21 protein-coding genes and 1 pseudogene are annotated in these 25,596 nt (G+C 72.2%); 10 read left to right on the top strand and 12 right to left on the bottom strand.

What is annotated here, in order from left to right; genetic code table 11:
- Positions 1-11 precede the first annotated feature (11 nt).
- Complete coding sequence (locus ACZ4XJ_RS20090; RefSeq protein WP_362880246.1) at positions 12-584, top strand: PadR family transcriptional regulator; 573 nt, start codon at positions 12-14, stop codon at positions 582-584.
- Positions 585-664: 80 nt separating this feature from the next.
- Here the strand turns inward: ACZ4XJ_RS20090 and ACZ4XJ_RS20095 are convergent, their stop codons facing one another.
- On the bottom strand, positions 665-877 hold the full coding sequence (locus tag ACZ4XJ_RS20095) for an EF-hand domain-containing protein (RefSeq protein WP_468496976.1): 213 nt from the start codon (positions 875-877) through the stop codon (positions 665-667).
- Positions 878-1,131: 254 nt separating this feature from the next.
- Here ACZ4XJ_RS20095 and ACZ4XJ_RS20100 point away from each other — a divergent pair, with 254 nt between their 5' ends.
- A complete protein-coding gene (locus ACZ4XJ_RS20100) occupies positions 1,132-1,953 on the top strand; it encodes a tRNA-dependent cyclodipeptide synthase (RefSeq protein ID WP_468496909.1) in 822 nt (273 codons plus the stop codon).
- Positions 1,934-3,175, top strand: coding sequence for a cytochrome P450 (locus tag ACZ4XJ_RS20105; RefSeq protein ID WP_468496910.1), 1,242 nt, complete (start codon positions 1,934-1,936; stop codon positions 3,173-3,175). The genes ACZ4XJ_RS20100 and ACZ4XJ_RS20105 overlap by 20 nt, the downstream gene beginning before the upstream one ends.
- 129 nt (positions 3,176-3,304) lie before the next feature.
- On the opposite strand, the gene ACZ4XJ_RS20110 is transcribed toward ACZ4XJ_RS20105, so the two are convergent.
- The gene (locus ACZ4XJ_RS20110) at positions 3,305-4,495 is read right to left on the bottom strand and encodes a YncE family protein (RefSeq protein WP_468496911.1); all 1,191 of its coding nucleotides are present in this window, start codon (positions 4,493-4,495) and stop codon (positions 3,305-3,307) included.
- Complete coding sequence (locus ACZ4XJ_RS20115; protein WP_362880320.1) at positions 4,492-5,286, bottom strand: polysaccharide deacetylase family protein; 795 nt, start codon at positions 5,284-5,286, stop codon at positions 4,492-4,494. Before ACZ4XJ_RS20115 ends, ACZ4XJ_RS20110 begins: the two co-directional genes overlap by 4 nt.
- A gap of 438 nt (positions 5,287-5,724) precedes the next feature.
- Here ACZ4XJ_RS20115 and ACZ4XJ_RS20120 point away from each other — a divergent pair.
- Positions 5,725-6,185: pseudogene (locus tag ACZ4XJ_RS20120) on the top strand (ABC transporter substrate-binding protein); the annotation flags it as partial.
- A gap of 23 nt (positions 6,186-6,208) precedes the next feature.
- Here ACZ4XJ_RS20120 and ACZ4XJ_RS20125 read toward each other — a convergent pair.
- From ACZ4XJ_RS20125 to ACZ4XJ_RS20150, 6 genes are all read right to left on the bottom strand, one after another.
- On the bottom strand, positions 6,209-6,820 hold the full coding sequence (locus ACZ4XJ_RS20125; protein ID WP_362880237.1) for an ATP-binding protein: 612 nt from the start codon (positions 6,818-6,820) through the stop codon (positions 6,209-6,211).
- A gap of 180 nt (positions 6,821-7,000) precedes the next feature.
- Entirely contained in the window at positions 7,001-7,768 is a 768-nt protein-coding gene (locus ACZ4XJ_RS20130) for an enoyl-CoA hydratase/isomerase family protein (protein WP_383986955.1), read from the bottom strand.
- 142 nt (positions 7,769-7,910) lie between these two features.
- Complete coding sequence (locus ACZ4XJ_RS20135; RefSeq protein WP_362880233.1) at positions 7,911-9,152, bottom strand: L,D-transpeptidase; 1,242 nt, start codon at positions 9,150-9,152, stop codon at positions 7,911-7,913.
- Positions 9,153-9,273: 121 nt separating this feature from the next.
- Positions 9,274-9,981 carry a L,D-transpeptidase family protein gene (locus ACZ4XJ_RS20140; protein WP_468496912.1) on the bottom strand — a complete coding sequence of 236 codons (708 nt, stop codon included), beginning with the start codon at positions 9,979-9,981 and terminating at the stop codon, positions 9,274-9,276.
- Positions 9,982-10,119: 138 nt separating this feature from the next.
- On the bottom strand, positions 10,120-12,594 hold the full coding sequence (locus tag ACZ4XJ_RS20145) for a SpaA isopeptide-forming pilin-related protein (protein WP_468496913.1): 2,475 nt from the start codon (positions 12,592-12,594) through the stop codon (positions 10,120-10,122).
- 241 nt (positions 12,595-12,835) lie between these two features.
- Positions 12,836-14,038, bottom strand: a complete 1,203-nt coding sequence (locus ACZ4XJ_RS20150; RefSeq protein WP_468496914.1) for a L,D-transpeptidase — start codon at positions 14,036-14,038, stop codon at positions 12,836-12,838.
- 215 nt (positions 14,039-14,253) lie between these two features.
- On the opposite strand from ACZ4XJ_RS20150, the gene glgX reads away from it, so the two are divergent.
- Positions 14,254-16,512, top strand: a complete 2,259-nt coding sequence (gene glgX, locus ACZ4XJ_RS20155; protein ID WP_468496915.1) for a glycogen debranching protein GlgX — start codon at positions 14,254-14,256, stop codon at positions 16,510-16,512.
- A gap of 36 nt (positions 16,513-16,548) precedes the next feature.
- Here the strand turns inward: glgX and ACZ4XJ_RS20160 are convergent, their stop codons facing one another.
- A complete protein-coding gene (locus tag ACZ4XJ_RS20160) occupies positions 16,549-17,130 on the bottom strand; it encodes a MarR family winged helix-turn-helix transcriptional regulator (protein ID WP_362880227.1) in 582 nt (193 codons plus the stop codon).
- 97 nt (positions 17,131-17,227) lie between these two features.
- On the opposite strand from ACZ4XJ_RS20160, the gene ACZ4XJ_RS20165 reads away from it, so the two are divergent.
- Together ACZ4XJ_RS20165 and ACZ4XJ_RS20170 are read left to right on the top strand one after the other, a co-directional pair.
- Positions 17,228-18,427, top strand: a complete 1,200-nt coding sequence (locus tag ACZ4XJ_RS20165) for an MFS transporter (RefSeq protein WP_468496916.1) — start codon at positions 17,228-17,230, stop codon at positions 18,425-18,427.
- A gap of 64 nt (positions 18,428-18,491) precedes the next feature.
- Entirely contained in the window at positions 18,492-19,214 is a 723-nt protein-coding gene (locus ACZ4XJ_RS20170; protein ID WP_362880224.1) for a CDP-alcohol phosphatidyltransferase family protein, read from the top strand.
- Here the strand turns inward: ACZ4XJ_RS20170 and ACZ4XJ_RS20175 are convergent.
- The gene (locus tag ACZ4XJ_RS20175) at positions 19,195-19,683 is read right to left on the bottom strand and encodes an FAD synthase family protein (protein ID WP_362880222.1); all 489 of its coding nucleotides are present in this window, start codon (positions 19,681-19,683) and stop codon (positions 19,195-19,197) included. The two genes, ACZ4XJ_RS20170 and ACZ4XJ_RS20175, sit on opposite strands and share 20 nt — an antisense overlap.
- 172 nt (positions 19,684-19,855) lie before the next feature.
- Between ACZ4XJ_RS20175 and ACZ4XJ_RS20180 the strand changes: the two genes are divergently transcribed.
- The 3 genes from ACZ4XJ_RS20180 to ACZ4XJ_RS20190 are packed head-to-tail and all read left to right on the top strand — an operon-like array spanning position 19,856 to position 24,035.
- Positions 19,856-21,061 (top strand): glycosyltransferase, encoded by a 1,206-nt coding sequence (locus ACZ4XJ_RS20180; protein ID WP_468496977.1) that lies wholly within the window; start codon positions 19,856-19,858, stop codon positions 21,059-21,061.
- A complete protein-coding gene (locus tag ACZ4XJ_RS20185; RefSeq protein WP_362880221.1) occupies positions 21,058-22,797 on the top strand; it encodes a lipopolysaccharide biosynthesis protein in 1,740 nt (579 codons plus the stop codon). Before ACZ4XJ_RS20180 ends, ACZ4XJ_RS20185 begins: the two co-directional genes overlap by 4 nt.
- A complete protein-coding gene (locus tag ACZ4XJ_RS20190; RefSeq protein ID WP_468496917.1) occupies positions 22,794-24,035 on the top strand; it encodes an MATE family efflux transporter in 1,242 nt (413 codons plus the stop codon). The genes ACZ4XJ_RS20185 and ACZ4XJ_RS20190 overlap by 4 nt, the downstream gene beginning before the upstream one ends.
- A 74-nt stretch (positions 24,036-24,109) precedes the next feature.
- Here the strand turns inward: ACZ4XJ_RS20190 and ACZ4XJ_RS20195 are convergent, their stop codons facing one another.
- A complete protein-coding gene (locus ACZ4XJ_RS20195; protein ID WP_468496918.1) occupies positions 24,110-25,576 on the bottom strand; it encodes a CHAP domain-containing protein in 1,467 nt (488 codons plus the stop codon).
- Positions 25,577-25,596 lie beyond the last annotated feature (20 nt).

Genomic DNA, 25,596 nt, shown 5'->3' on the forward strand with positions numbered 1-25,596 from the left:
AGGATGGCGGCATGTCGCTCCCGCACGCCATCCTCACCGCCCTGCTCGAAAGGCCCTCGTCGGGGCTGGAGCTGACCCGGCGGTTCGACCGGTCGATCGGGTACTTCTGGTCCGCGACGCACCAGCAGATCTACCGGGAGCTGGGTCGGCTGGAGGAGGCGGGGCTGATCCGGGCGCTGCCCGGCGAGGTGCCGCTGCGGGGCCGCAAGAAGGAGTACGAGGTACTTCCGGCCGGTGGCGCGGAGCTGGCCCGGTGGGTCGGCGAGAGCCAGGACCCCAAGCCGATGCGGGATCCGCTGCTGCTGCGCATCCGGGCCGCGGGCGTCGTGGGGCCGCAGGGTTTGCTGCCCGAGCTGCGGCGGCATCTGGAGCTGCACCAGGGGCAGTTGGAGACGTACGAGGCCATCGAGGCGAAGGACTTCCCGCCGGGCCGCGACGCCGTCGAGGACCGGCTGCGCCGGCTCGTGCTGCACGGGGGCATCGCCCTGGAGACGTTCTGGCTGCGCTGGCTGGAGGAGGCGCTGGCCGAGGTCGACGGCATGACGGGGCCGGACGCCCCGCCGCAGGGCCGGGACACGGCCTGACGCGCCCCCGCCGGGGCGGGCGGGGGCGGTGGGCGGGCGTTGACCGGCTCGGCTCGCGGGCCGGCTCGCCTCGCGCGGGCCTACTTGTTGACGGAGGCCCAGAACTCGTCGAAGCTGAGCAGCTTGTCGCCGTTCGCGTCCTTGGAGGCGACGACGGCGTCCGCGACGGCGCCGGTGACGAACGCGTCGCCCATGGCCTTCATGGCCGCGCTGTACTCGTCGGCCGTGACGAAGCCGTCGCCGTCCGCGTCGAACCTGCCGAACGTCGCCCGTGCGCTCTCGATGTCCGCCACTGGGTCCACCCCTTCTTGGTGCTTGTTGACCGGCTCAGGGTAGCGGCCGCCGGGCGGGCCGCGTCCCGCGGGTCCCGTTCGGTCGGCAGAAACAAATTCAATTACTCTTCCGTAACGCGGAAGCGATAATTCCGGCCAAGAAATCCGGCCGCCACTTGTCACGCTCCGGGATCACGGCATAACGTTCAGACATTGCCGCCACACCGGGAGCGCAGGGCTCCCAGGGACAAGCGGCAACAAGGGCGATCACACAGGTGACGATCACAGCTGACGCATCATTCGAAGTTCTGCCCTTCACCCGCACCTGCCGCCATATCTGGGAAGACGGCGACCATGTGCTCATCGGAGTGAGTCCTGGCAACAGCTACTTCAGTGCCGAGCGCGTGTCCAGTCTCGCCCGATGGGCCACGACCCGCTTCGCGCAGGTCGACTTCGTCTACGCGGACCTCCACGTCGACCGGATGTTCGCCGCCTTCGGCTACACCCCGGAGCATGCGGAGAAGCGCGCGGCGAAAGAGATCAAGGCGGTCCGGAGGAGGATTCTCAAAGGCGTGGAGGAATCAGGACCTCAACAGGCCGAGATCCGCGTGAGGGCGCTTTCGGAGTTCGAGTCGAACCCCGTGTACCAACTTCTGCACCGGCGCGTGCTCCATTTCTTGGAGACGGATGACGCATTCCGCAAGGGTTGTGAGGAAATGGCTCTCCATTTCGTCGGATCCAAGTTGCCGGAAGGTGAATCCATCACCGACGCGCAGTTGCAGGTCTGTTTCGATTACATGGCGGCGGAGCTGCCCTTCTTCGTGGATACCCCGAGCATTCTCGACGTGCCGTCCTCCGTGGCGGCCTACCACGTCAAGATGCCGATGACGGACCTCCTCTTCGCCCGGGGCGGGGGCCTGCGCGCCACCCGCAACCAGGCGTACGCCGTCGTGCGCCCCGAGGCCGTCGACGCCACCGACACCGGGCCGGCGAACACCGCGGCCCCGACCACCACCGCACCGCGGGGCACGGCACCTCAGAGCACCGTGGACCACGCGACCACCGAGAGGACCGTCGATGAGCGTCGAGCAGCTTGAGAGCGCGGACGGCCGGGAGCGGGAGCCGCTCCTCGACTTCCCGCTCTCGCGGCGCGGTGACGTACTGCCCGAGGAGTGCTCCTGGCTCCGCGAGAAGGCGCCGGTCGCCAAGGTCCGCACCCTGACCGGGGACCCCGCCTGGCTGGTGAGCAGCTACGCGTTGGCCAAACAGGTCCTGGAGGACGAGCGCTTCAGCCTCAAGGACACCGCGAACGCCGGGGTGCCCCGCCAGTACGCCCTGACGATCCCGCCCGAGGTCGTCAACAACATGGGCAACATCAACAGCGCCGGCCTGCGCAACGCGGTCATGAAGGCGCTCAACCCGCGGCAGCAGGGGCTCCAGGATCACCTGCGCGCCCAAGCCGGCGAGCTCCTCGACCGGCTCGTCGCCGAGGGCGCTCCGGCCGATCTCCGGGCGGGGTTCGCCGACCCCTTCTCGGCGGCGCTGCACTGCCGGGTGCTGGGGGTTCCGTACGAGGACCGGCGCCGGTTGATGTCGGGGCTGGACGTCGCGTTCATGACCGCCCGCGAGCCGTTCGCCGACTCCGCGCTCAACTGGTACAAGGACGTCGACTACTTCGCCGGACAGTTGCGGGCGCAGCTCGCGCTGCCGTCCGAGGAGCGTACGGGGCTCCTCGGCCGGTTCGCGGACCTGAAGGAGGCCGACCCCGAGTCGGCACACCTGACGGACGAGATGTTCGCGACGGTCGCCGTGTCCCTGTTCGGCGCGGGCGCGGTGTCCACGTCGGCGTTCCTGGTCCTCGCGATCCTGGCGCTGCTCCAGAGGCCGGAGCTGATCGGGTACCTGCGCGCCCATCCGGAGCGGATGGGCGGGGCGGTCGACGAGCTGCTGCGCTGGAACCTGTCCGTCGGGGACGGGCTGCCGCGCATCGCGTTGGCGGACGTCCGGGTCGGCGACGTCCTGGTGAAGGAGGGCGAGCTGGTCCTGGTCCTGCTGGAGGGCGCCAACTTCGACCCGGAGGCGTTCGAGAACCCGGACGAGCTGGACCTGGGGCGGGAGGGCGCGAACGCGCACCTCGCCTTCGGCGCCGGCCGGCACTTCTGCCCGGCTTCGGCGCTGGGCCGGGCGCACGCCGAGATCGCGCTGGAGGTGCTGGTCGAGCGGCTGCCGCAGCTGCGGCTCGCGGTGCCGGCGGAGAACCTCGTCTGGCGGACGGGGTTCATCAAGCGGCTGCCCGAGCGGCTGCCCGTGGCCTGGTGACCACGGGCCCATGAACCGGGGGGCGTCCGGCGGGGCGCCCCCCGTTGACCCGGTGTCCCGGGAGCTGTGCGAGCTCCCGGGACACTGTCATGTCCGTACGTCGGGGGGGCCGGCCGGCCGCTCCTTCGACTAGCGGAAGATCCCGGTGTGCCCCAGCGAGTAGCGCCCGGGCTGCGGGTACACGGCGAGTCCGTGCGGGCCGTCACCGACCGGGATGCGGGCGAGTTCCTTGCCGGACGCGGTGTCGATCGCGTAGACCTCGGAGTCGTAGCGGCCCGAGAGCCACAGCACCTTGCCGTCGGCGGAGACACCGCCCATGTCGGGGCTGCCGCCGTCGGGCAGTTCCCACTTCTTGGTGAGTCGGTTCTGCTTGAAGTCGAAGACGGAGATGGTGCCCTCGCCCCGGTTGGGGACGTACATCTCCTTGGAGTCACGGCTGATGTACAGGCCGTGGCAGCCCTTTCCGGTGGGCAGCAGCTTCGGGGTGTCGAACTTGTCGCCGCTGAGCACCCACATGCCGTGCGCCATCATGTCGGCGACGTAGAACGTCTTCCCGTCCGGGGACACCTTGACGTCCTGCGGCATCGCGCCCTCGAAGGGGAGTTTCTGCTGGCCGATGACCTCCATCTTCTCGGTGTCGACCTTGAGCAGTTCGCCGGAGAACTCGCAGCTCACGATGAAGTACCGGCCGTCGGCGGAGAAGTCCGCGTGATTGACGCCGAAACAGGTCACCGGGACGGTTTTCACGCGGTCCATGGAGTGCGGATCGCGGAACACCAACTCGCGGTCCATGGAGGCCATCACGATGGCGTACTTGCCGTTCGGCGTGAAGTACAGGTTGTACGGGTCGTGCACCTCGACGTCCTTGCCCGACTCGCCCGTGGCCGGGTTGATCGGGGTGAGCGTGTGGCCGCGGTTGTTGTTGACCCACAGCGTCTTCATGTCCCAGGACGGGACCACGTGCTGGGGCTGGACGCCGACCGGGATGGTGTCGATGACCTTGTAGGTGGCCGGGTCGATGACGGACACCGTGTTGGAGTTGGTGTTCGGCACGTAGACGCGGGACGGGAAGTCCTTGACCACCGGGGAGAGGTTGTTGGGCCGGTCGGCCGCGTACACGTCGTCGGGGTCGAGGACCGGCGGCATCCCCGGCAGCCCCGGGGGTGCGACCGGTACGACCTTGGCCGGGCGGACGGGCCCGTTGGAGCCGCGGGCGGCGGGCTCACCCTTTCCGCCGGATCCTCCGCAGCCGGCCAGGGCGGCGAGGACCAGTCCGGCGAGGAGCGCGGTGGCCTTGCGTGGAAGGCGGTTCGTCGTCATGGGGTCAGCAGCTCCGTGGTGGTCACCGCGCGCAGCTTGCGGCGCGCGAGTTCTTCGAGGAGGGGCGGCATCGCGTCGACCGTGTCCGCGTAGCCGAAGTGCAGGCTCACCACCGATCCGCCGAGGATCGTCCCGGTGACGTTGCGGATGACGGCCGCGGCGCCGGGCGAGGTGAAGTCGAGGGAGTCCACGTCGTACGACAGGACGTGCGGGTAGCCGGCCCGCTGGGCCAGGGTGCGTACGAGCGCGGTGGCGTACTGGGTCTGCGAGGGGCGGAACCAGGTCCCGATGGAGCCGGTGAGGCGCTTGAGGCGCTGGGCGCAGCCGGTGATCTCCGCGTAGGCCTCCGCCTCGGACATCTCGTTGATCGCGAGGTGGCGCTGGGTGTGGTTGCCGAGCTCGTGGCCGCCGTCCAGGACCCGGCGGGCCATGTCGGGGTGCTCGTCGAGCCAGCTGCCGATCGCCAGGACGGTGACCCGGGCCCCGCCCCGCTCGGCCTCGGCGAGGACGGAGCGGGCGATGGCGGGGTCCCCGTTGCCGTGGAAGGTGAGGGCGATCCGGGGGCGGTCGCGCGGGCCGTGGCCGATCTCGACGGGCTGCCCGGCGAACCGGCGGGGGGCGGGCGCGGGGGCGGCCGGTGCGGGCTTGACCGGGGCCGCACCGGAGGCCTTCGGCGGGGCGGCGGGGGCGGGCCCCCGGTCGGCGGTCCGCTCCGTCCCGCAACCGGCGGCGAGACCGGCCAGCGTGGCGACGCCCGCGCGCAGGGCCGCCCGGCGGCCTGATGATGACAACACCTGCCCATTTAAGGGGTGGATGACAGGAAAGGTAATGATTGACCCAATTCGGGACCTTCGCGGGCCGAGCCGTCCGACCCATCCGTCCACTATGTGATCAACGATTCACTCAGAGCAGTCGATACTTATTCATAGATTACGAGGTGAGTGGCCCATCTCACCTAGGATTTAGGTGGAAACTCTTAGGATATGCACACTTATGCCCCACTTGGGACTTTTGGCGTTCGGCCCCTCTTCTGCCATAGTCGCCATCACGGCTTCCCCTTTGACCCGAGCGAAGTCGCCCGCCGAGGATCACACCCCCTTCGATCCTCGGCGCCCCCATGAAACCCCCGCACCGCCCCACACCGGCGCCAGGGGGTTTCTGGCGTTCCGGGCCCTGCGGGCCCGGCGGCGCCCGGGCCCCCGGCGGGGATAACCGGTTGCCCCGGGCGGGGGCGCCGGATCCTGCGCGAGCACCTCGCCCCGCACGGCGGCTCCGTCGTCGAACTCGACGCGAACGCGCTCACCCCGGCGGCCCTGTGTGACGCGTTGGTCGACCACGGCGCGACGGCGCGGGCATCCCGTTCCTGCGCTACCTGCCCGAGCGCCTCGACCCGCTCGGCGAACGCGTCGGCAAGGAGCTGCGCGAGCAACTGGGCGAGGCGCCCTCGTTCGTCGCCTTCGAGGGCTGGGACACCGTCACCGTCCTCGCCGAGGTGCTGCGCTCCCACGGCACCGACCGGGCGGCCGTCACCGGGGCGTGGCCGCACGTCGCGGTCGAGGGCAGCCGCGGGTTGATCCGGTTCTCCCGCGTGCCGGGCATCGGCGTACGACAGTGGGCCTGGTCGCCGATCCAGGTCACCGACCGGGACCCGGCGCGGCCGGACCGCTTCCGCACCCTGCACACCGGCTGAAGCGGCGGGCGCCGACCGCGGTTTCAGCGGTCGGCGACGCGCATCTCGAACCAGGTGATCTTGCCGCGCGGCAGCAGGTCCGCGCCCCAGCGGTCGGACAGCTTGTCGACGAGGAACAGCCCGCGCCCCGTGGTGTCCAACTCGTGCACCGGCATCAGACAGGGCAGTCCGCGCGAGGGGTCGCGCACCTCGACGCGGATCCAGCCGCGCCGGCGGACCATCTTCAACCCGAAGGACCGGGCTCCCGTGTGGCGCACGGCGTTGCCGACGAGTTCCGAGACCAGCAGGACGGTGTGCTCGGCGATCTGCGGCGAGAGGCCCCAGAAGCGGATCACCACGCTCTGGGTGAGCCGGCGGGCCGTGCTCGCCGATTCCGGCATGGAGGGCAGGGTCACCTCCCCCTCGGCCGGATTCCCGTACAACTCCAGCGCCTTGAGACCCTGTTCGTCCTCAAGCGCCGTCACGAGCCGTACGGCCGAAGCGCTGGTACTGCGCTGCCGCGGCTGCTCCACACCCTCCAGGCCCGCCATGCACCCATCATGGACGGCCGGTGCGCCCGTCCGGGCCGTTCCATGGGAAAACACCCCCCGGAATCCAGGATTCCGCAGGGATCCATCGGCATATGCGCAGGGCAACCGGAGCCCTGCGGGACCCACTTGACCTGCGGTGACAGCCCGTGCGAAAGCGATCACACCGTGTTGATCACCGTTTCCCCTTAAGGCTCCCTTAAGGCCTGGCTAATCCACCCCCAGGGAGGAGGTCGCCGCGCGGGCCGATGCGGCCCGTGTCACCCGGCCGCGTCGACCCGCCCGCACTCAGAGGAACTTGGCCTTGCCCGGGCCCTCCTCGACGAAGCTGCGCATCCCGCGCTCGCGGTCCTCGGTGGCGAACAGCCCCGCGAACCAGTTGCGTTCGATGGTCAGGCCGGTGTCGATGTCGGCCTCCAAGCCCGCGTCCACGCACTCCTTCGCCGCGCGCAACGCGAGCGCCGGGCCCTGCGCCAGCTTGGCGGCCCACGCGTGCGCCTGCTCGTACACCTCGGCGGCGGGCACGATCCGGTCCACCAGGCCGAGGGCGAGGGCCTCTTCGGCCTTCACCATCCGACCGGTGAAGATCAGGTCCTTGGCCTTGGACGGGCCGATCAGCCGGGACAGCCGCTGGGTGCCGCCCGCGCCCGGGATCAGGCCGAGCAGGATCTCCGGCTGGCCGAGCTTGGCGTTGTCGGCGGCGATCCGGTAGTCGGCGCACAGCGCGAGTTCGCAGCCGCCGCCGAGCGCGTAGCCGGTCACGGCCGCGACGACGGGCTTGGGGATCCGGGCGACGGCGGTGAAGGCGTCCTGGAGGCCGCGGGACCGGGCGACCATGGCCGCGTGGTCCATGACCTGCATCTCCTTGATGTCCGCGCCGGCCGCGAACACCTTCTCCCCGCCGTAGAGGACGACCGCGCGCACGTCGGCGCGGTCACCGGCCTCCACCGCGAGCTCGCGGAGCCGGTCCTGGGTGGCGATGTCCAGGGCGTTCATGGGCGGCCGGTCCAGCAGGATGGTGCCGACGCCTTCGGAGACTTCGAGAGAGATGGTCATACGGCCCAGGTTAGAGGCCGGGGGTCCGGGGGTCGCCCCCCGGAAGGTCACAGCACGCGAAGTGGCCCGGTGCCGTGGGTCACAGCACCGGGCCACTTCGCGTCGGCCTCGCCCGCGCGGTTCGACCACGCGCGCCGGCGACCTACTTGATCCACTCCGCCCAGGCCATGTTCCAGCCGTTCAGACCGTTGTCCGGGGCGATCTGCTTGTCCTTGGAGTTCTTCACGACGACCACGTCGCCGATCAGCGACTCGTTGAAGAACCAGGCGGCCGGGGTGCCGTCGTCACCGGCGCCGCGCACGTCGCGCAGGCCGACGCAGCCGTGGCTGACGTTCTCCGAGCCGAAGGTGGCGGAGGAGGCCCAGTAGTTGCCGTGGACGAAGGTGCCCGACTGCGACAGCCGCATCGCGTGCGGGACGTCGGAGATGTCGTACTCGCCGCCGAAGCCGACGGTGGCGCCGTTCATCCGGGTCACCTTGTACTTCTCGCTGATGACCATCTGCCCGTTGTAGGTGGTCGTCGCCGGGGCGCCCGCGGTGATCGGGATGTTCTTGAGCACCTGGCCGTCGCGGACGACCTCCATCTGCTTGGCCTCCGCGTCGACCGTCGTGACCTGCGAGCGGCCGACGGTGAAGGTGACCGTACGGGTCTGCTTGCCGTAGACCCCCGGACGGCCCTCGACCCCGTCGAGGGCGAGCTTCACGGTGACCTTGGTGCCGGCGGCCCAGTACTTCTCCGGGCGGAAGTCGAGGCGGTCGTTTCCGAACCAGTGGCCCTCGACCGGGACGGACGGTTCGGCGGTGACCGTGATGGCCTTCTCGACGGCCTCGGGGTTGGTGATCCCACGGGTGAAGTTGATCGACACCGGCATGCCCACGCCGACGGTCGAACCGTCCTCGGGCGTGTAGTGGCCGACGAACGTGTTGACGGGGGTCAGGGTGGAGAAGCTGGTGTCCTTGGCGGACTCGCGCCCCGCCTCGTCCTTCGCGACCGCGTGCACCTTGTACTCGGTGGCCGAGGCCAGGTGGCGGTTGGGCTCCCAGCTCGCGCCGTCGGCGGCGAGCTTGCCCTCGACCGCGTTGCCCTTGGTGTCGGCGACGGTCACCGTGGTGAGCTTGCCGCCCGTGCTGGTGATCTTCAGGACGCCGCTCGTGGCGACCTCCTTGGCCCCGTCGTCCGGCTTGACGCCGACCACGGCCTTGGACGCCTCGGTGCCGGCCGTACCGGCGCCCCCGGACCCGCCGTTCTTCCCGTCGCTGCCCCCGCTGTTGCCCCCGCCGCCGCACGCGCTGGTCAACAGCAGCGCCGCTCCCAGCAGGAGGGCCGGCAGGCCGGTGCGGACGCGGCCGCGTATCGGCTGCAGGTTCACTCGTGTACTCCCCATGTCCCCCGCGCGCGGACAGTCGCGCGCATGTCGACAGGTAATCACAGGGGAACAACACGAAAAGGCACGGTCTTGTCACCGTTCCGTCCCAAGCGTCCGGGGTGTCGCGCGCCCCTTGACGTCAGTCCTCGGTACCGGGTTTGACGCCCCATACGTACACGGCGTCGCCCTCCTGGAGCAGGTCCCACAGCCGCTTCGCGTCCGCCACCGTGAGGTTCACGCAGCCCGCCGAGCCGCCGTGCTCGAAGAGCGGGCCGGGGCGGCCGTGCAGGGCCTGGCCCTTGTCGAAGAACTGGGCGTACGGCATGGGGGCGTCGTCGTACAGGGTCGATCTGTGGTCCTTGCTGCGCCAGTAGACCTCGTGCATGCCGGGCCGGGTCTCCTGGTCGTCGCGGCCGGTACGGATGGGCACGGGCGCGAACACGACGCGGCGCCCGCTCTGCACCCACAGCAGCTGGCGCGCGAGGTCGACGCAGGTCACCCGGTACCCGCGGACGGGGCACGCCCCGGCGGCGTTCGGGTTCGCGCGGGCGGCGACGGCGACGGCCGTGCGGTACGTGGCCAGGCCCGCGTAGCCGTCGGCGGGGGTGACGGCGTGCTCGCGCTGGAAGGCGCGGACGGCGAGGCAGTCGGCCGGGGACTGCGTCCCGTCGACCGGCAGGCGCAGCTGGGTCTCCAGCTCCCGCTGGTAGGGGCCGGTGCCCACCGTGCAGGCCCGCTCCGGCTCGGGCTCCGGCGCGGCCGCGGCGGCGGGGGCCGCGACGAGGGCGAGGGCCGCCCACAGGAGGGCGGTTCCGGCAGCCGTGACCGCCGCCTGACGTGTAGCCATCCGGGCCTCCTCCGGCCCGCCGGCCGGGCCACCACCCCCCACCCAACCGGCGCCGGCGACGGTACGCGCGCGCGGGTGCGCCGCCGGAGTGAGGAGATCACTCCGGCGGCGCACCGGGGCGGGGTGCCGCCGGTCGTGCTACTCGGGCCGGCCGCCCTTGCCGGGCTTGCCCTTGCCGTGGTCGTCGCGCTCGTTCTGGAGCGGGACCACGAGCCGCGCGCCCGGGGTCGTCGCGTCCAGCTTCAGCGGACCGGTGACCCGGTCGCGGGGCAGCACGTAGCCCTCGGGGACGTCCGTCTCGACCAGGTAGTACCAACCCTCGGAGAGCCGGTCGAAGTCGCAGACGCCGTTGCGGTCGGTGGCGCAGCCCGGCCCGGACTTCTGGTCGGGGTTGATGCCGCGGGTCTGCAGGCCCGCGGTGTTGTTGGTCTCCTTCCAGACCTCGAACACCGCTCCGCGCAGCGGCCGCTTCGTCTTGGCGTCCTTCTTCAGGACCCGGATCGAGCCGCGGGCCTGTTCCTTCTTGCTGTTCGTCACGTTGAGGACGATGCCCTCGGCGACGTCGCCCTCGTCCAGGTCGAAGGCCGTGACCGGGTCCGGGGAGAGTTCGTAGCCGGGCGGGACGGCGGTCTCGCGCCAGTAGTACGTCTCGCCGACGGGCAGTTCGACCGTGCAGGTGCCCTCCGCGTCGGTGACGCAGACGTCGTCGAGGCGCTCGTCCGGGTTCTGGCCGCCGGTCTGCAGGCCGGGCCGGTCGTTGGTCTCGCGCCACAGCTCGAACCTGGCGCCCGGCAGGGCGGCCCCGGTGTCCTTGTCGGACTTCCGCAGGACCACCCTGGCGTCGTCCGGCGTGGCGTCGCGCTCGTTGTCGACCTGGTACCGGACGCCGGCCGAGGCGTTCTCCCGGGTCAGCGTCAGCGTGAAGACGTTGTCGGCGGGCAGCACATACCCGGCCGGGGCGGCGGTCTCGCGCCAGTAGTAGGTGCCGAGTTCGGCGTCCTCACGGGAGCAGACGCCGTTGGCCGGCGTGACGCAGTCGTGGATCCTGGTGTCGGCGCCGGGGCCGGCGGTCTGCAGGCCCGGGGTGCCGTTGGTCTCGCGCCACAGCTGGAAGGCGGCCCCGGCCAGCGGTTCGCCCTCCTCGTCCCGCTTGAGGACGGAGACGGAGCCGGTCACCGGGACCGCGGTGCGGGCGTTGACGGCGCGGGCGCGGGGCGTGCGCCCGTTCGTGGCGTCGTCCGCCGTCAGGACCAGCGGGAAGACCGGGTTCGCGGGCAGGTCGAAGCCGGCCGGCGCGGCCGTCTCCCGCCAGTAGTACGTCCCCGGCATCAGGTTCGCCCGGGAGCATGCGCCGTTCGCGGGGGTCGTGCAGTCGGACACCCGGGTGTCCGGGGTGTTCCCGGTCGGTTGGAGGCCGGGGCGGTCGTTGGTCTCGCGCCACAGCTCGAACGTGGCGCCCGCCAGCGTGCCGCCCGCCTCGTCCACCTTGGTGACGGCGACCGCGCCGGTCGCCGGGGGCGTGCCGCAGTCGGGCAGGTTGCCGGTGAAGGGGTAGGCGTGGAACTCCTGGCCGCCGCCCCCGACGGTCTCGCTGCCGTGGGTGACGGAGCCCGTGGTGAAGAAGCGGCCGTTGATGCCGGGCAGGGTGACGGTGGTCTCGGAGGCCTGGTTGCCCATCAGGAAGCTGCCCTGGAACTGGCCGCTGCCGGTCAGGTTCACCGTCGTGGCGTCCGGGAAGTTCCACAGCAGCCGCTCGCGGTAGGGGTTCAGGTTCGGGGACCCGGAATCGACGAGGGTCCCGCTGAAGGTGTTGATGGTGCGTGTGCCGGTGCCGAGGACGTTGACCAGGATGGTCGCGCCGGCGGGGATGCCGGTGAAGCGGATGCCCTGGGCGCCGCCCGTGCCGCTGACCAGGTCGGCGTCCACGTTGAAGACCTGGAGCGGCGAACGGTTGTCACCGGTGAACAGGGTCTCGAAGCCGCTGTTGACGGCGGTGCCGGTGGCGGGGCGCGGGCTGCCGTCGACCCGGGCGTAGCACTGGGCCGCGGCGGTGAGGCGGTCGCGCAGGCCCGCGTACGGGGCGACGGCGGCGGGGTCGCGGGTGGTGGTACCGGTGACGGTGCCCGGCCCGGTGAGGACGCCCGCGTACCGCACGACGCCGCGGTCGGCGATCAGGGTCTCCCCGGCGGCGACGGCTACGTCGGCGCCGGTGGTCAGGAAGTCGGCCCCGTCGCTCGGCGGGACGAGCGAGCCGGCGCCGACGATGCCGACGTTGTAGCGGCTGTCCCCGCCGGCCCGCTTGTCCTGGTCGAAGCCGCCGAGGACGACGAGCCGGCCCTCGGCCTCCGAGGCCGACCCGCGGACGCGGAACTGGCCTCCGGCGAAGATGTTGACGGCGTTGTCGCGGCCCTTGATGCTGCCGTCGCTGCCGATCTGCGGGAACGGGCTCGGGCAGTCACCCGGTACGCAGGGACCGAGCCCGCCGGGCAGGGGGGCGCGCAGTGTGCCGGCCGCCGGGGGGAGTGCGCCGGGACCCGCGGCGAGTGCCGTGGGAGCGGCGGTGGCCAGTACGGCCCCGATCGCCACCCCGAGGGTCCAGTTCCTTGCTGACATGACGCTCCGTCCGTATCCGCGCTGTGGGCCCTGACAGGCTGCGGGCGGGCTTCGGCGCGGCGGACGGACGACACCGGCGACTACGGCATTCCGGTCCGACAATCACTCGGATGCTGCGGCCGGACGGGTGACCGGCCCGCGACCGACCCGGGCGGCGACCGGACGGGCGGGGCTCGGTGCGGGCCGGGGTCCGGCGGACGGTCGGACGGGCGGTCGGTCGGAGGGGCGGTCAGCCGGTCGGTCAGGTGAGGGAGGACCCGGCGACCCAGTCCGCCCAGGACATGTTCCAGCCACCCAGGCCGTTGCTCGGAGACACCGTCTTGTCCCGCGAGTTCACGACCTCCACCACGTCCCCGACCAGGGTGCGGTCGAAGAACCAGCCGGCCGGGGTGTCGGAGCCGCCGCCCTTGTCGTCGCGCAGGCCCACGCAGCCGTGGCTGACGTTGGTGGAGCCGAAGGTGTCGGGGCTGGCCCAGTAGTTCCCGTGCAGGAACGTGCCCGAGTTGGTGAGCCGCATGGCGTGCGGGACGTCCGGGATGTCGTACTCCCCCTTGCCGTCCTCGCTGGTGAAGCCGACGGTGGCGCCGTTCATGCGGGTGACGTCGAACATCTCCATCACCACCATCTTGCCGTTGTAGGTGGTGTTCTCGGGGGCCCCGGCGGTGATCGGGATCGTGGACAGCAGCTGCCCCTCCCGGCGGACCTGCATGGTGTGCGCCTCGGCGTCCACCAGGGTGGTCTGGGAGCGGCCGACCGTGAAGCGGACGGTCTTCTCCTGAATGCCGTACGAGCCGGGGGCGCCCTCGACGTCGCGCAGGTCCATGGTGATGGTGACCTCGGTGCCGGGCTTCCAGTACTCCTTGGGCCGGAAGTCGAGGCGTTCGTCGCCGAACCAGTGCCCGGCGACCTCGACGGGCGGGTTCGAGGTGACGGTGATGGCCCGTTCCACGTCCGTGCGTTCCTTGATGGCCCGGCTGAACTTGAACGAGACGATCATGCCGGTGCCGACCGTGGAGCGGTTCTCGGGCTTGAAGTAGCCGATGAACCGCTCCTCGGGGACGTAGGTGGTGAAGGTGGTGTGCCGGGCCTGGCGGCGGTTGTGGCCGTCGAGGGCGACCGCGTCCACGGTGTACTTGGCGGCGAGCGAGAGCCGTCCGGCCTTCGGGTCGGGGCTCCAGCTGAGGCCGTCGGCGGCGATGCTGCCCGGCACCTTCTCCTGCTGGGCGTCCTCGACCTTGGTGACCACGACACGTTCCAGGCGGCCCTCGGGGACGGTCACCCGCAGCGGACCCTCGGCCGGGACCCCCTTCGCGTTGTCGTCGGGGGTGATCCGGATGGCCTCGGCCGGCGGTTCGGGCCTGCCGGGCAGTTGCACCTCCACCGGGGGCCTGCCGTCCTCGGTGCACCCCGTCAGCCCGCCCAACAGGGCCGCACATGCCGCCAAGGCGGCCCACCCCGCCCCTGCCCGCCTCGTCAGAAGAATCACGAAGGGTCCAACGATCGGCCCCCTCCGGGGGAAACGTGAGGGCGGGGCACGTTCCGGGCAGAACAGTCCGGGCAGAACAGTGTGAAGGCACCAGACGGGGGCGGGCCCAGGCCGGGACGCCGGGGCCACGATCCCCTGCCCCCTTCGGTACCCAGGAGCCGTGGAGGCGGGCATTGTCTAGCGCAGCCGAACAAGAGGCGGTGGATGCCGTCGAGGGCACCGCGAACGCGGTGAACACCCGGGAGCGGGTCCACACGAGGGTGTTGCGGGCTTCCGCGCGCCCGGGGCCACCGGTGTGGCCGGGCTCCTCGCACCCCCTGGGGGCCCGTTACCGCACCGGCCCCGACGGGGTCGGGGGCACGAACTTCGCCCTGTGGGCGCAGGGGGCGGAGGCGGTGGACGTCTGTCTGTTCGACGAGGCCGGCGTCGAGACCCGCTGCGCCCTGACCGAACTCACGCACGAGATCTGGCACGGGTTCCTGCCGGGCGTGCGCCCGGGGCAGCGGTACGGGTTCCGGGTGCACGGCCGCTGGGACCCGTGGACGGGCGCCCGGCACAACCCGGCCAAGCTGCTCCTGGACCCGTACGCGCGGGCCGTGGACGGGGACTTCACGCTCCCGCCGGAGGTGTACGGGCACGTCCGGGACTGGCCGCAGCAGTACATCGCGGACACCGTGCGCGACGACCGGGACTCGGCGCCGTTCGTCCCGAAGGGCGTGGTCGTCCACGACGACGACGACTGGGCGGACGACGTCCGGCCGAAGACCCCCTGGGCCGATTCGGTGATCTACGAACTGCACGTGCGCGGCTTCACGATGCGCCATCCGGGTGTTCCCGAGGAACTGCGCGGCACCTACGCGGGCCTCGCGCATCCGGCGGCGGTCGAGCACCTCTCGAAGCTCGGGGTGACGGCGGTCGAACTGTTGCCCGTGCACCAGTTCGCCCACGAGGACCACCTGCTGCGCCGGGGCCTGCGCAACTACTGGGGCTACAACTCGGTCGGCTACTTCGCCCCGCACGCCGGCTACTCGTCCAGCGGGACGACCGGGCAGCAGGTCGGCGAGTTCAAGCGGATGGTGCGCGCCCTGCACGCGGCCGGGATCGAGGTCATCCTCGACGTGGTCTACAACCACACGGCGGAGGCCGGCGAGCTGGGCCCGACGCTGTCCCTGCGCGGGATCGACAACCGGGGCTACTACCGGCTCCAGTCCGACCAGCGCCGGTACTCCGACTACACGGGCTGCGGCAACACCCTGCACGCGGGGCGTCCGCACGTGTTGCGGCTGATCACCGACTCGCTGCGCTACTGGGTCACGGAGATGGGGGTGGACGGCTTCCGCTTCGACCTGGCGGCGGCCCTGGCCCGGTCCATGCACGACGTGGACATGCTGTCGCCGTTCCTGGCGGTGATCGCCCAGGACCCGGTGCTGCGGCGGGTCAAGCTGATCGCGGAGCCGTGGGACGTGGGCTCGGGCGGCTACCAGGTGGGGGCGTTCCCGCCGCTGTGGACCGAGTGGAACGACCGCTACCGGGACGCCGTCCGGGACTTCTGGCGGGGTGCGCTGCCCGACGTACGGGACCTCGGGTACCGGCTGTCGGGCTCCAGCGACCTGTACGCGTGGGGCGGCCGGCGGCCGTACGCCTCGGTGAACTTCGTGACGGCCCACGACGGGTTCACCCTGCGGGACCTGGTGACCTACGAGCGCAAGCACAACGAGGCGAACGGGGAGGACGGCCGCGACGGCACCAACGACAACCGGTCGTGGAACTGCGGGGCGGAGGGCGAGAGCGACGACGAGCGGATCGGCGCGCTGCGCCGCCGTCAGCTGCGCAACCTGCTCACCACGCTGCTGCTGTCGACCGGGGTGCCGATGCTGGTCGCGGGCGACGAGTTCGGCCGGACCCAGGGCGGCAACAACAACGCGTACTGCCAGGACAACGAGACGGGCTGGGTGGACTGGTCGCTGTTGGAGGACCCCGCCTGGAACGAGCTGTTCGCGCTGACCCGGCGGCTGATCTCGCTGCGCCAGGCCCATCCGGTGCTGCGGCGCCGGGCCTTCTTCTCCGGTCGGGCGCAGGGCGCCGACGGGCTGCGGGACCTGGCCTGGTTCACCCCGGGCGGCGCGGAGATGACGGAGCGGGACTGGTACGCGCCGGCCGCCGCGGTGGGGTTGTACCTGTCGGGGCGCGACATTCCGGGTCGCGACGAGCGGGGTCGTCAGGTGACGGACGACAGTTTCCTGGCCCTGCTGCACGCCGGGGACCGGCCGGTGGAGTGGCTGTTGCCGGGAGCGCCCTGGGCGGAGGAGTACGAGCTGGTGCTGGACACCGGGCGGGAGTCGCAGGACGCCCCGCCCGCGACCCGGCACCGGGGCGGGCAGATCCTGACGGTGCCGGGTCGGTCGGTGATGCTGCTGCGCGTGCTGACGTGAGGGGGCGGGGCCGGGACGGGATCCCGGCCCCGGGGGTCAGCGCGTCTCGACCTGGATCAGCATCCGCTTGAGGAGGACGGCGAGCGCGGCGCGGTCGGCGTCGTCGAGGGGCTCGATCATCCGCGCCTCGGCGATGCCGCGCCAGCGCATGGCGTCGGTCCAGCGGCGGTGTCCCTCCCCGGTCAGCTCCACGTCGACCCGGCGGCGGTCCGCGGCGGCGCGCAGCCGGCGGACCAGGCCCGACCGCTCCAGGGTGTCCAGCCGTCCGGTCATGCCGGCGGGCGAGAGGAGCAGTTCGGCGGCGAGTTCGGAGGAGGGGGCCCGCCAGGGGGCGCCGCGGGAGGCGAGCCGGTGCATCGTCTCGAACTCGAAGGCCTGGAGCCCGGTCTCGGCGAGGGCCCGTTCCTTGCCGTGCGCGACGTGCTTGGCGAGGAGTTGGATGCGGGTGATGACGGCCTCGGTGGGCACGTCGAAGGGGACCTTGCCGCTCCAGCGCGCGATGTGGCGGTCGACCGAGTCCTCCGCGCGGACCACCGGCTCCGGCCGGTCGGAGCCGGGGCGGGGGGCGGGTTCCGTGGTCCCGTGCGGTGCCGGGGTCGCGCCCGTCTCTGTGCCCATGTCCGCATTATGACCCGGTCCGTGACGGCTCCGTCCCCACCCCCGGCCGGAAACATTTCGCTGGCGAATCCTTCGCCGGCGAAATAATCTGCGCGGTATGACCCCGACCCTACTGCGGCTGCTCGCCGGCCGCACCTGCGCCGCCTTCGCGACGGCGCTGATCCCCACCACCCTCACCCTCGCGGTGATGCGCACCGGTTCGGCCGGCGACCTCGGGCTGGTGCTCGCCGCCGAGATGCTGCCGATGCTCCTGCTGCTGCCCGTCGCGGGGGTGGTCGCCGACCGGTTCGCCGCCCGCCGGGTGGTGCTCGCCGCCGATCTGGTGCGGGCCGCCGCCCAACTGGCGACCGGGGCGCTCCTGCTGTCCGGTCCCGTACGGGTCCCCGAGCTGGCCGCACTGGCGGCGGTGACCGGCGCCGCCGTCGCCTTCGGCACCCCCTCGGCGCGCACCCTGGTGGCGGCCGTCGTCGCCGGGCCCGGCCGGCTGCGGGCCAACTCCCGGCTGATGGTGGCCCAGGGCTTGGCCGCCATCGCCGGGCCGGCCGCCGCGGGCGCGCTGATGCTGGCCGCCGGGGCCGGCTGGTCCTCACTGGTGACCGGCGCCCTGTTCGTGGCCTCCGCCCTCACGCTGGGCGGGCTGCGGACCCCGGCCCGGGAAGGCGGCGGCGCCCGGGGCGGGTTCACGGCCGAGCTGCGCGCCGGTTGGGCGCAGACCCGTCGGCACCCGTGGTTCCTGGCCAACGTCATGGCGCACGGGGTCTGGCACCTGACGGCCGGCGTCCTGCTGACCCTCGGCCCGCTGATCGCCGTGGAGTCCCTGGGCGGCGAGGGCTCCTGGGTGCTCGTCGCCCAGGCCGGCACCGCGGGACTGCTCGCGGGGGCCTGGGCGGCAGGCCGACTGCCCGTGCGCCGGCCCCTGGTGTGGGTCGCCGTCGCCTCCGCCGCCCTCGCGCCGGCCCTGGCCGCGTTCGCGTTCCGGCTGCCCGTGGCGGCGTGCGCGGCCGCGTACTTCGTCGGCATGGGCGGGGTCGGACTGCTCAGCCCGCTGTGGGAGACGGAGATCCAGCGACGGGTGCCGGCCGAGGCGCTGGGGCGGGTCGGCTCCTTCGACTCGTTGATCTCCTTCGCGGCCCGGCCGCTCGGGCTCGCGGTGGCGGCGCCGCTCGCCGCCGCCACCGGAACGACGGCGCCGCTGCTGGCCGCGGCGGTGCTCGTGGCCGCCGCGAACCTGTCCGTACTACTGCTTCCGGACGTGAGGGCGGATCCGGCACGGAAGCCCTCGCTCGCCCTGCGATGATGTGGCCTTCATACGAACACGCGTGCCTCGCGCACGTGTGTCATCGAAGGGGTCAGGGGTACGCATGGCGAGAGTCGGGACCGCGCTGCGGGAGCTGCGCGGGGCGCAGAAGTCGGCGAAGGGGGTGTCGCTCTACTCCCGGTTCGTGAACCGGCCCGCCGGGCGGTACCTGGCCGCCGGGTCGTACGCGCTGGGCCTCACTCCCAACCAGGTGACGCTGATCAGCGCCGTCTTCAGCTTCGCGGCCGTGGCGGCCGTCGCGCTGGTCGCGCCCTCCTGGGGGCTGGGCGTCGCGGTGTGGGCCGCCCTCGCGGTCGGCTTCGCCTTCGACTCCGCCGACGGGCAGCTGGCCCGCCTGCGCGGGGGCGGCAGCGCGGCCGGCGAATGGCTCGACCACGTCGTGGACTGCGCGAAGCTGACCGCGCTGCACACCTGCGTGCTGATCGCCTTCCACCGCTTCCCCGAGGCGTACGGGACCGACTCGCAGGGCTGGCTGCTGGTGCCGCTGGTCTTCCAGTTCGCGGCGGTCGTCACCTTCTTCGGCGGGCTGCTGACCGAGAAGCTCAAGCCCAAGCCGGCGCCGGGCAGCCCCGCCGCCGCACCGTCGACCCTGCGCGCGGTGGCGTTGCTGCCCGTGGACTACGGGGTGTTCTGCCTGGTGTTCCTGCTGCTCGGCGGCGGGGAGCTGTTCCGCTGGGCGTACGCGGGGCTCGGCGCGGTCGCCGTGCTGTTCCTGCTGGCGTTCCTGACGAAGTGGTTCCGGGAGCTCAGCGCCGTTCGGCGATGAGCGCCTCCGGCCCCGCGAGGGGCTGGGCGAGCGCGTCCAGGGCCCGGCGCAGCTGGGTGCTGGACGTGTGGACGGTGTAGGGGAAGTAGATGACGTCGACACCGTGGGCGGCGAAGTCCTTCTCCAGCCGGTCGCCCTTGGGCGTGCCCCGCCAGTCGTCCCCCTTGAAGATCACGTCGAAGCGGACCTGCTTCCACGTCTCCACCTTGTCGGGGACGGTCTCGACGAAGGCCGCGTCGACGTACTTGACGCTGCGGACGATCTCCAGCCGTTCGACCAGCGGAATCATCGGCCGGCGACCCTTGGCCCGCTCGGCCATCTCGTCGGAGACCACGCCGGCCACCAGGTAGTCGCACTGACTCCGGGCGTGCCGAAGGATGTTCAGATGCCCGATGTGGAACAGGTCGTAGGCACCGGGCGCGTACCCGACCCGGTACGGTCTGCGCGCGGACGGACCGGACTCGGACATATCGTGCTCCATCATCAATTACCCCCCAGCGGCCACACCCCCGGGTGTGGCGGATTAGCAGACAATAGCGTGCACGTTCCGCACCCTGTCGGTGAACGAATAGGGTGACGTGCGCATCATCCAGGGGAGAAGGGGACGTTCAGTGTCCAATTCCGGTCACCGGCGCCTGCTGCTGGTTTCCACCAACTACGCCCCCGAGCATGCGGGTATAGGCCCGTACGCCACCCAGATCGCGGAGCACTGGGCCAGTATCGGCCACGAGACCCACGTCCTGGCGGGCATGCCGCACTATCCGGCGTGGTCGGTCGAGCCGGCGTACAAGGGGGCGCTCCGGCGCACGGAGGAGCGCGCGGGTGTCACCGTGCACCGGCGTGCGCACACCGTTCCCCAGCGGCAGACCGCCGTGAAGCGCGCGCTTTTCGAAGGATCGATTCTGCTCCACGGCGCCGTGGCCCCGCCCCGGATGCCGAAGCCGGACGCGGTCCTCGCGCAGATGCCGAGCCTGGCCGGTGGCGTGCTCGCCGCGCGGCTGGCGGCGCGCTGGAAGGTTCCGTACGTCCCCGTCGTCCAGGACCTGATGGGGGCCGCGGCGGCGCAGAGCGGGATCAGCGGTGGCGACAAGGCCGCGGCGATCGCGGGGCGCGCCGAGGCGTACGCCCTGAAGCGGGCCACCCTGGTCGGTGTGATCCACGAGACCTTCGTGGACCGGGTCGTCGGCATGGGCGTGGACCCGAAGCGGATCCGTCTCGTGCCCAACTGGTCGCACGTGCCGCTGCCCACCAAGCCGCGCGGGGAGACCCGCCGGCACCTGGGCTGGGCCCCTGGTCAGACGGTGGTCCTGCACTCCGGGAACATGGGCCTCAAGCAGGGGCTGGAGGTCCTCGTCGGCGCCGCCCGACGCGATCCGTCCGTCCGCTTCGTCCTGATGGGTGACGGCAGTCAGCGGGCGGCGCTGGCCGCCCTCGCGGCGGACGTGCCGAATCTCGACATCATCCCCCCTGCCGCTGACGGCGAGTTCCCCGATATCCTCGCGGCGGCGGACGTGCTCGCGGTCACGCAGCACGCGGCCGTGCTGGACATGAGCGTTCCGTCCAAACTCACCTCCTACTTCCAGGCCGGCCGACCCGTCGTCGCGTCCGTCGCGGCGGAGGGCGGAACCGCCCAGGAGGTGGCACGTTCGGGCGCCGGGGTGCTCGTACCGCCCGAGGACCCCGACGCGCTGCTGAAGGCCGTACGGGCTCTGGCGGAGGACCCCGGGGGCGCGGACGCGCTGGGCGCTGCCGGGCCCGTCCACGTGGCGGCCCACCTGAGCCGGGAAGCGGGCCTCGCCCGCATCGACGCACTGATAGACGAAGCACTTGGGGGCACCCAGCCGTGATCGAGACGAACCGCCCAGCAGCGGCCCCGGCCGAGGACGAACCCGATCTCCTCAGGGACCAGTTCAAGCAGCTCCTGCGCTACCGCAAGCTCATCGGCGCGGGCGTGGGCATCGGCCTGCTGGGCGGCGTCTACCTCGGCATATCCACGGCGGACACCTACGTGGCGACCGCCGACGTGGTGCTGCGGGCGCCCACCGACGACCCGTTCAACCCGAGCCTGGCGCCCGACAAGGCGATCAACATCGGCTCCGAGCGGCAGGTCGCGCTCTCCAGTTCCATCGCCGAGGCGGCGAAGAAGAGCCTCAAGATCGCCGACCAGGACTTCGCGTCCCTGCGCAGCGGCCTCCAGGTGACCAACCCGCCGCAGACCATGGTGCTCCGCTTCACCTACACCGCGTCCTCCCCCAAGGAGGCCGCCCGGCGCGCCAACGCGATGACCCAGGCGTACCTGCTCAAGCGGCAGGAAGCCCTCGACGCCACCCGCGACAAGATGGTCAAGGGCTACAAGGAGCAGCGCGACCCGGTCGCCAAGCAGCTCGACGAGCTCTCCAAGGAGATCGCCCGGATGCCCGCGGGCACCACGCGCGACGCCGCGACCTCCTCCAAGACCGACCTGCAGAGCGAGGTCGGCGGCTACAACGGCAAGATCACCAAGCTGGAAGCCCTGGACATGACCCCGGGTCGGGTCACCAGTGCCGCGACGGTGCCCACCTCCCCCGACGGTCCCGGCATCCTCATGTCGCTGGCGTTGGGCGCGGCCGTGGGCCTGGCGCTCGGCCTGCTCGCCGCCTGGGTCCGGCTCGTCTTCGACCCGGCGCCGCGTTCCGAGGGTGACGTCTCGCGGGCCCTGCGTGCGCCCGTACTGGGCTCCCTCCCCCGGGACAAGTCCGGCGGCGGGCCGCTCCTCGCGGCCGGCGAGGCCGACCCCCGGCTCGCCGAGGAGTACCGCTCGGTGGCCTTCCGGCTCGCCTACGACTCCCGTTTCGCCGACCGGCGCCGGCTCCTCGTCGTCGCTCCGCGCGGCAGCAGCGAGACCGCCGCGGCGGTGGCCGTGAACCTGGCCGCCTCCTTCGCCGAGACCGGCAAGGACGTCCTGCTCATCGAGGCCGACCTGCGCACCCCGGTGCTGGCCAGCCAGTTGCCCACCGACGCCGGCGGGCGGCCCCGCTGGAGCCAGATGCCGGGCGGCCCCGCCGCGGGCGGGCACGGCGACTCCGACTGGCCCGACGGACGTCAGCTCGTCGTGGACGCCGGGGAATCGGGCGCCTTCGACCTGATCCCGGGCGAGCGGGTGCGCAACGTGCCCCGCGCGCTGACCTCCCCGCGCGCCACCCGATTGATCTCCGAGGCCGACTCCCCCAACTCCACCGTCGTGGTGCTCGCCCCGCCCGTGCTCTCGTACGCCGACGCCCTCGCGCTCGTCGACCGCGTCGACGGCGTGCTGGTGGTCTGCGACCCGCGCGCCGTGCACCGCACCGACCTGTCCCGGATCCGCGAGCTCATCAGCGGCGCCGGCGGAACGGTGCTGGGCGCCGTCCTGCACACCCCGCTGCCGACCGAGAAGCGCGGACGCGGCAAGGGCAAGGCCGCGCCCGCCCCGGCCGTCGCGCCGCCCGCGCCGGCGAAGTCCGCGCCGCAGCCCCTCACCCGTGAGCCTGCCGAACCCGAGCAGCACATCCCGGGTGACGGCACCGACACCGTCGCCCTGCGCACGGTGCGCACGGGCCGGCGGTGAGCCGGCGGGGCCTCGCCGCGGTCTCCTCGGTCCTGGACCAGGCAGCGTCCAGCGCCACGAACATCCTGGTGCTGGTGCTGGCCGCCCGACTGTCCTCGGCGTCCGGCTTCGCGGACTTCTCGATGGTGTACGTGGCCTTCAGCGTGCTCCTCGGGCTGAACATGGCCTACGTCGGACAGACCGTCGTCCTGGAGAAGGGCGAGCGCCTCGGCGCCGTCTGCCGTTCCTCCGTCCTGTTCACGGCCGCCGCCTCGGTGGCGGCCGGCCTGCTGCTCGCCGCCGTGGGCCTGGCCCTGCCCGGCGAGGTCGGGACGGCCTTCCTCGCGCTGGGCGCCGTACTGCCCCTGGTCCTCGTCCAGGACGGACTGCGCTACTGCTTCTCCGCGCTGCGGGTGCCCCAGCGGGCGCTGGCCGCCGACACGCTGCGGCTGGTCTGCGTCGTCGCCGCGCTGGCCGTGCAGCCGTCGGGCGCCTCCGCCGGACGGCTGGTGTTCGTGTGGGGGCTCTCCGCGCTCCCCGCGCTGGCGCTCGGCCTGTGGCTGCTGCGGCCCTTCGTCCGTGGCGTGCGCGCCGAACTGCGCCCCTACCTGCGGCGCGGGCATTTGGGGCAGCGGTTCGTGGTGGAGTTCGCCGTGGGCAACGGCTCCAGCCAGCTGGCCGTCCTCGGGCTCGGCGTCTTCGCGACCCCGCTGGCCGTGGGCGCGTTGCGCGGTGCCACCACCCTCTTCGGGCCGCTGAACGTGCTGTTCAACTCGGCGAGCGCCTTCGGCCCGCCCGTCGTCGGCCGCGCCCGCGGCAAACGGGGCGTCGTCCGCCTGACGGCCCTGATGGGCGCCGCCCTCGCGGTGCTCGGCGCCGGCTGGGCGGCCCTCCTGTACGCGCTGCCCGACCGACTGGGCCGTCACCTGCTCGGCGACACCTGGGCCACCGCGTCCGCGCTGCTGCCGGCGACGGGAGCGCAGTACGCCGTCATGGGGCTCGGCACCTGCGCGCTGCTGACCCTGCGCGTCCTCAACCCGAAGGCCACCTTGTCCCTGCAAGTGGTCTTCTCCCTGCTGTCGGTGGCCCTGCTGCTCGGCGGGTACGCCCTGTGGGGCGTCGCGGGGGCCGCCTGGGGCCTGGCCCTGGGCTCCGCCGCGAAGGCGGCGGCCGGCTGGCTGCGCGTCGTCCGTCTGGAGGTTCCGGCCGCCGACCCGGCGCCCGCCGCCCCGGACACCGCGGGACGGACCACCGCCTGAGCGGTGGCGCAGGGACACGGCCGCGGGCCCGGGACGATGACCGTCCCGGGCCCGCGGCCGTGTGCTGCTTGCGATCAGTTGTAGGTGCCGGTGATCGAGACGCCGGTACGGGTGCCCGTGACGCCGGTCAGGTCGACGGAGCCGACACCGGTCCAGTTGCCGCTGACCTGACGGACCGTGTGCAGGACCCGCCCGTCCGCGGCCACGAACGCCACCTGGAGCTCGTCGTTGACGGCAGCCGCCGCGACATCGGTGACCGTCACTCCGGACACCACCGAGGACAGGGAGTTGAACACCCACTCACCACTGAAGAAGCGAGCACCGTGGTACTGCTTCGCACCGTTCTCGACCGTCAGAACCACCTGGAGGTCATTGCCCGTACCGGCGATCGCGACGTCCGCGATGGCGGCCGGAGCACCCTCCGCGGACACGTCACCCCAACCCAGCCACGTACCGTTCGCCAACCGCGCCGTGTGGTGCAGGACCCCGTCGGCCACCGCCACGAGCTGCACGTCCGAGCCCGTACGGGCCATCGCCACCTTCGTCACCGGCTTGTCACCCGCCGGGTTACCCACCACCGCCAGCGGAGTCCAGTTGCCGTCCGCCCGGCGCACCGTGTGGTACACCCTCCCGTCCGCCACCACCGCCACCTGAAGCTCCGCACCCACCGAAGCCGCCGCCACCTGCGTCACGTTCGCCAACTGACCGGCCGCCGCGTGGACATCGCCGAACCCGGCCCACTGGCCGTTCGCGAAGCGGACGGTGTGGTGGAGCTTGCCCTCGTTGCTGACGGCGAGGACGTGCGTGTCGCCGTTGATGCCGGCCTCGGCCGTGGTCCGGACGCCCGAGGGGATCTCGCCCGCCTCGTTGTCGACGTTGCCGAAGCTCGACCAGGTTCCGTTCGGGTTGCGGACGCCGTGGTGGAGCGACCCGCCCGCCTCCACGGCGACCTGGGCCCGCCACTGTCCGGACGGCGCGGGCGGCGTCACCACCGGCGGCGGGGTTCCGGGTACGCCCACCGGTGAGACGAAGGCGAGGGCCTTGCCCGCGCCCGGGTTGTTGTAGGTCCGCCAGTTGAACCAGTTCTTGTACGAGACCTTGCCGCTCTCGTTGCCGCCGACGGTCTGGATCTGCGAGCCGTCGGAGGAGACTCCGACGACCAGGCTGACGTGGTTCGCCTCGCCGGAGACCGAACCGTCGTCGTCCCACAGGACCGCGTCGCCTATCCGCGGTCCGCTGGTGTGCAGGGTTCCGTTCTTCTGGCCGTAGCTGTGGAAGGACGCGGCGGCCGCGTTGAGGCCGCTGGTGTTCGCGCCGGCCTGCTTCCAGACCCAGCGGGAGAACTCGGCGCACCAGGCGGACGGGTACACACATCCGTAGTACGGCGTGCAGTTGTTGCCGACCTGGTTGCGTGCGATGTCCGCGACGCTGGGGGCGTTGGCCGCCGCCGACTGGGCCGAGGCCATCCCCAGCATCGGGGCGAGCACGACGGCGGCGAGGAGGAGGGAGCGGCTACGGGCGGACTGCTTGGCCTTGAACATGAGGGAGAGGTCCTTTGCGG

It is taken from the genome of Streptomyces sp. NPDC029836 (genome assembly GCF_055574495.1).

What these genes read in the sequence shown, in the direction of transcription:
- ACZ4XJ_RS20090 (WP_362880246.1), top strand. Translation starts at nt 12, where the DNA reads ATGTCGCTCCCGCACGCCATCCTCACCGCCCTGCTCGAAAGGCCCTCG.
- ACZ4XJ_RS20105 (WP_468496910.1), top strand. Translation starts at nt 1,934, where the DNA reads ATGAGCGTCGAGCAGCTTGAGAGCGCGGACGGCCGGGAGCGGGAGCCG.
- ACZ4XJ_RS20110 (WP_468496911.1), bottom strand. Translation starts at nt 4,495, where the DNA reads ATGACGACGAACCGCCTTCCACGCAAGGCCACCGCGCTCCTCGCCGGA.
- ACZ4XJ_RS20130 (WP_383986955.1), bottom strand. Translation starts at nt 7,768, where the DNA reads ATGACCATCTCTCTCGAAGTCTCCGAAGGCGTCGGCACCATCCTGCTG.
- ACZ4XJ_RS20135 (WP_362880233.1), bottom strand. Translation starts at nt 9,152, where the DNA reads ATGGGGAGTACACGAGTGAACCTGCAGCCGATACGCGGCCGCGTCCGC.
- ACZ4XJ_RS20140 (WP_468496912.1), bottom strand. Translation starts at nt 9,981, where the DNA reads ATGGCTACACGTCAGGCGGCGGTCACGGCTGCCGGAACCGCCCTCCTG.
- ACZ4XJ_RS20145 (WP_468496913.1), bottom strand. Translation starts at nt 12,594, where the DNA reads ATGTCAGCAAGGAACTGGACCCTCGGGGTGGCGATCGGGGCCGTACTG.
- ACZ4XJ_RS20160 (WP_362880227.1), bottom strand. Translation starts at nt 17,130, where the DNA reads ATGGGCACAGAGACGGGCGCGACCCCGGCACCGCACGGGACCACGGAA.
- ACZ4XJ_RS20165 (WP_468496916.1), top strand. Translation starts at nt 17,228, where the DNA reads ATGACCCCGACCCTACTGCGGCTGCTCGCCGGCCGCACCTGCGCCGCC.
- ACZ4XJ_RS20170 (WP_362880224.1), top strand. Translation starts at nt 18,492, where the DNA reads ATGGCGAGAGTCGGGACCGCGCTGCGGGAGCTGCGCGGGGCGCAGAAG.
- ACZ4XJ_RS20175 (WP_362880222.1), bottom strand. Translation starts at nt 19,683, where the DNA reads ATGTCCGAGTCCGGTCCGTCCGCGCGCAGACCGTACCGGGTCGGGTAC.
- ACZ4XJ_RS20195 (WP_468496918.1), bottom strand. Translation starts at nt 25,576, where the DNA reads ATGTTCAAGGCCAAGCAGTCCGCCCGTAGCCGCTCCCTCCTCCTCGCC.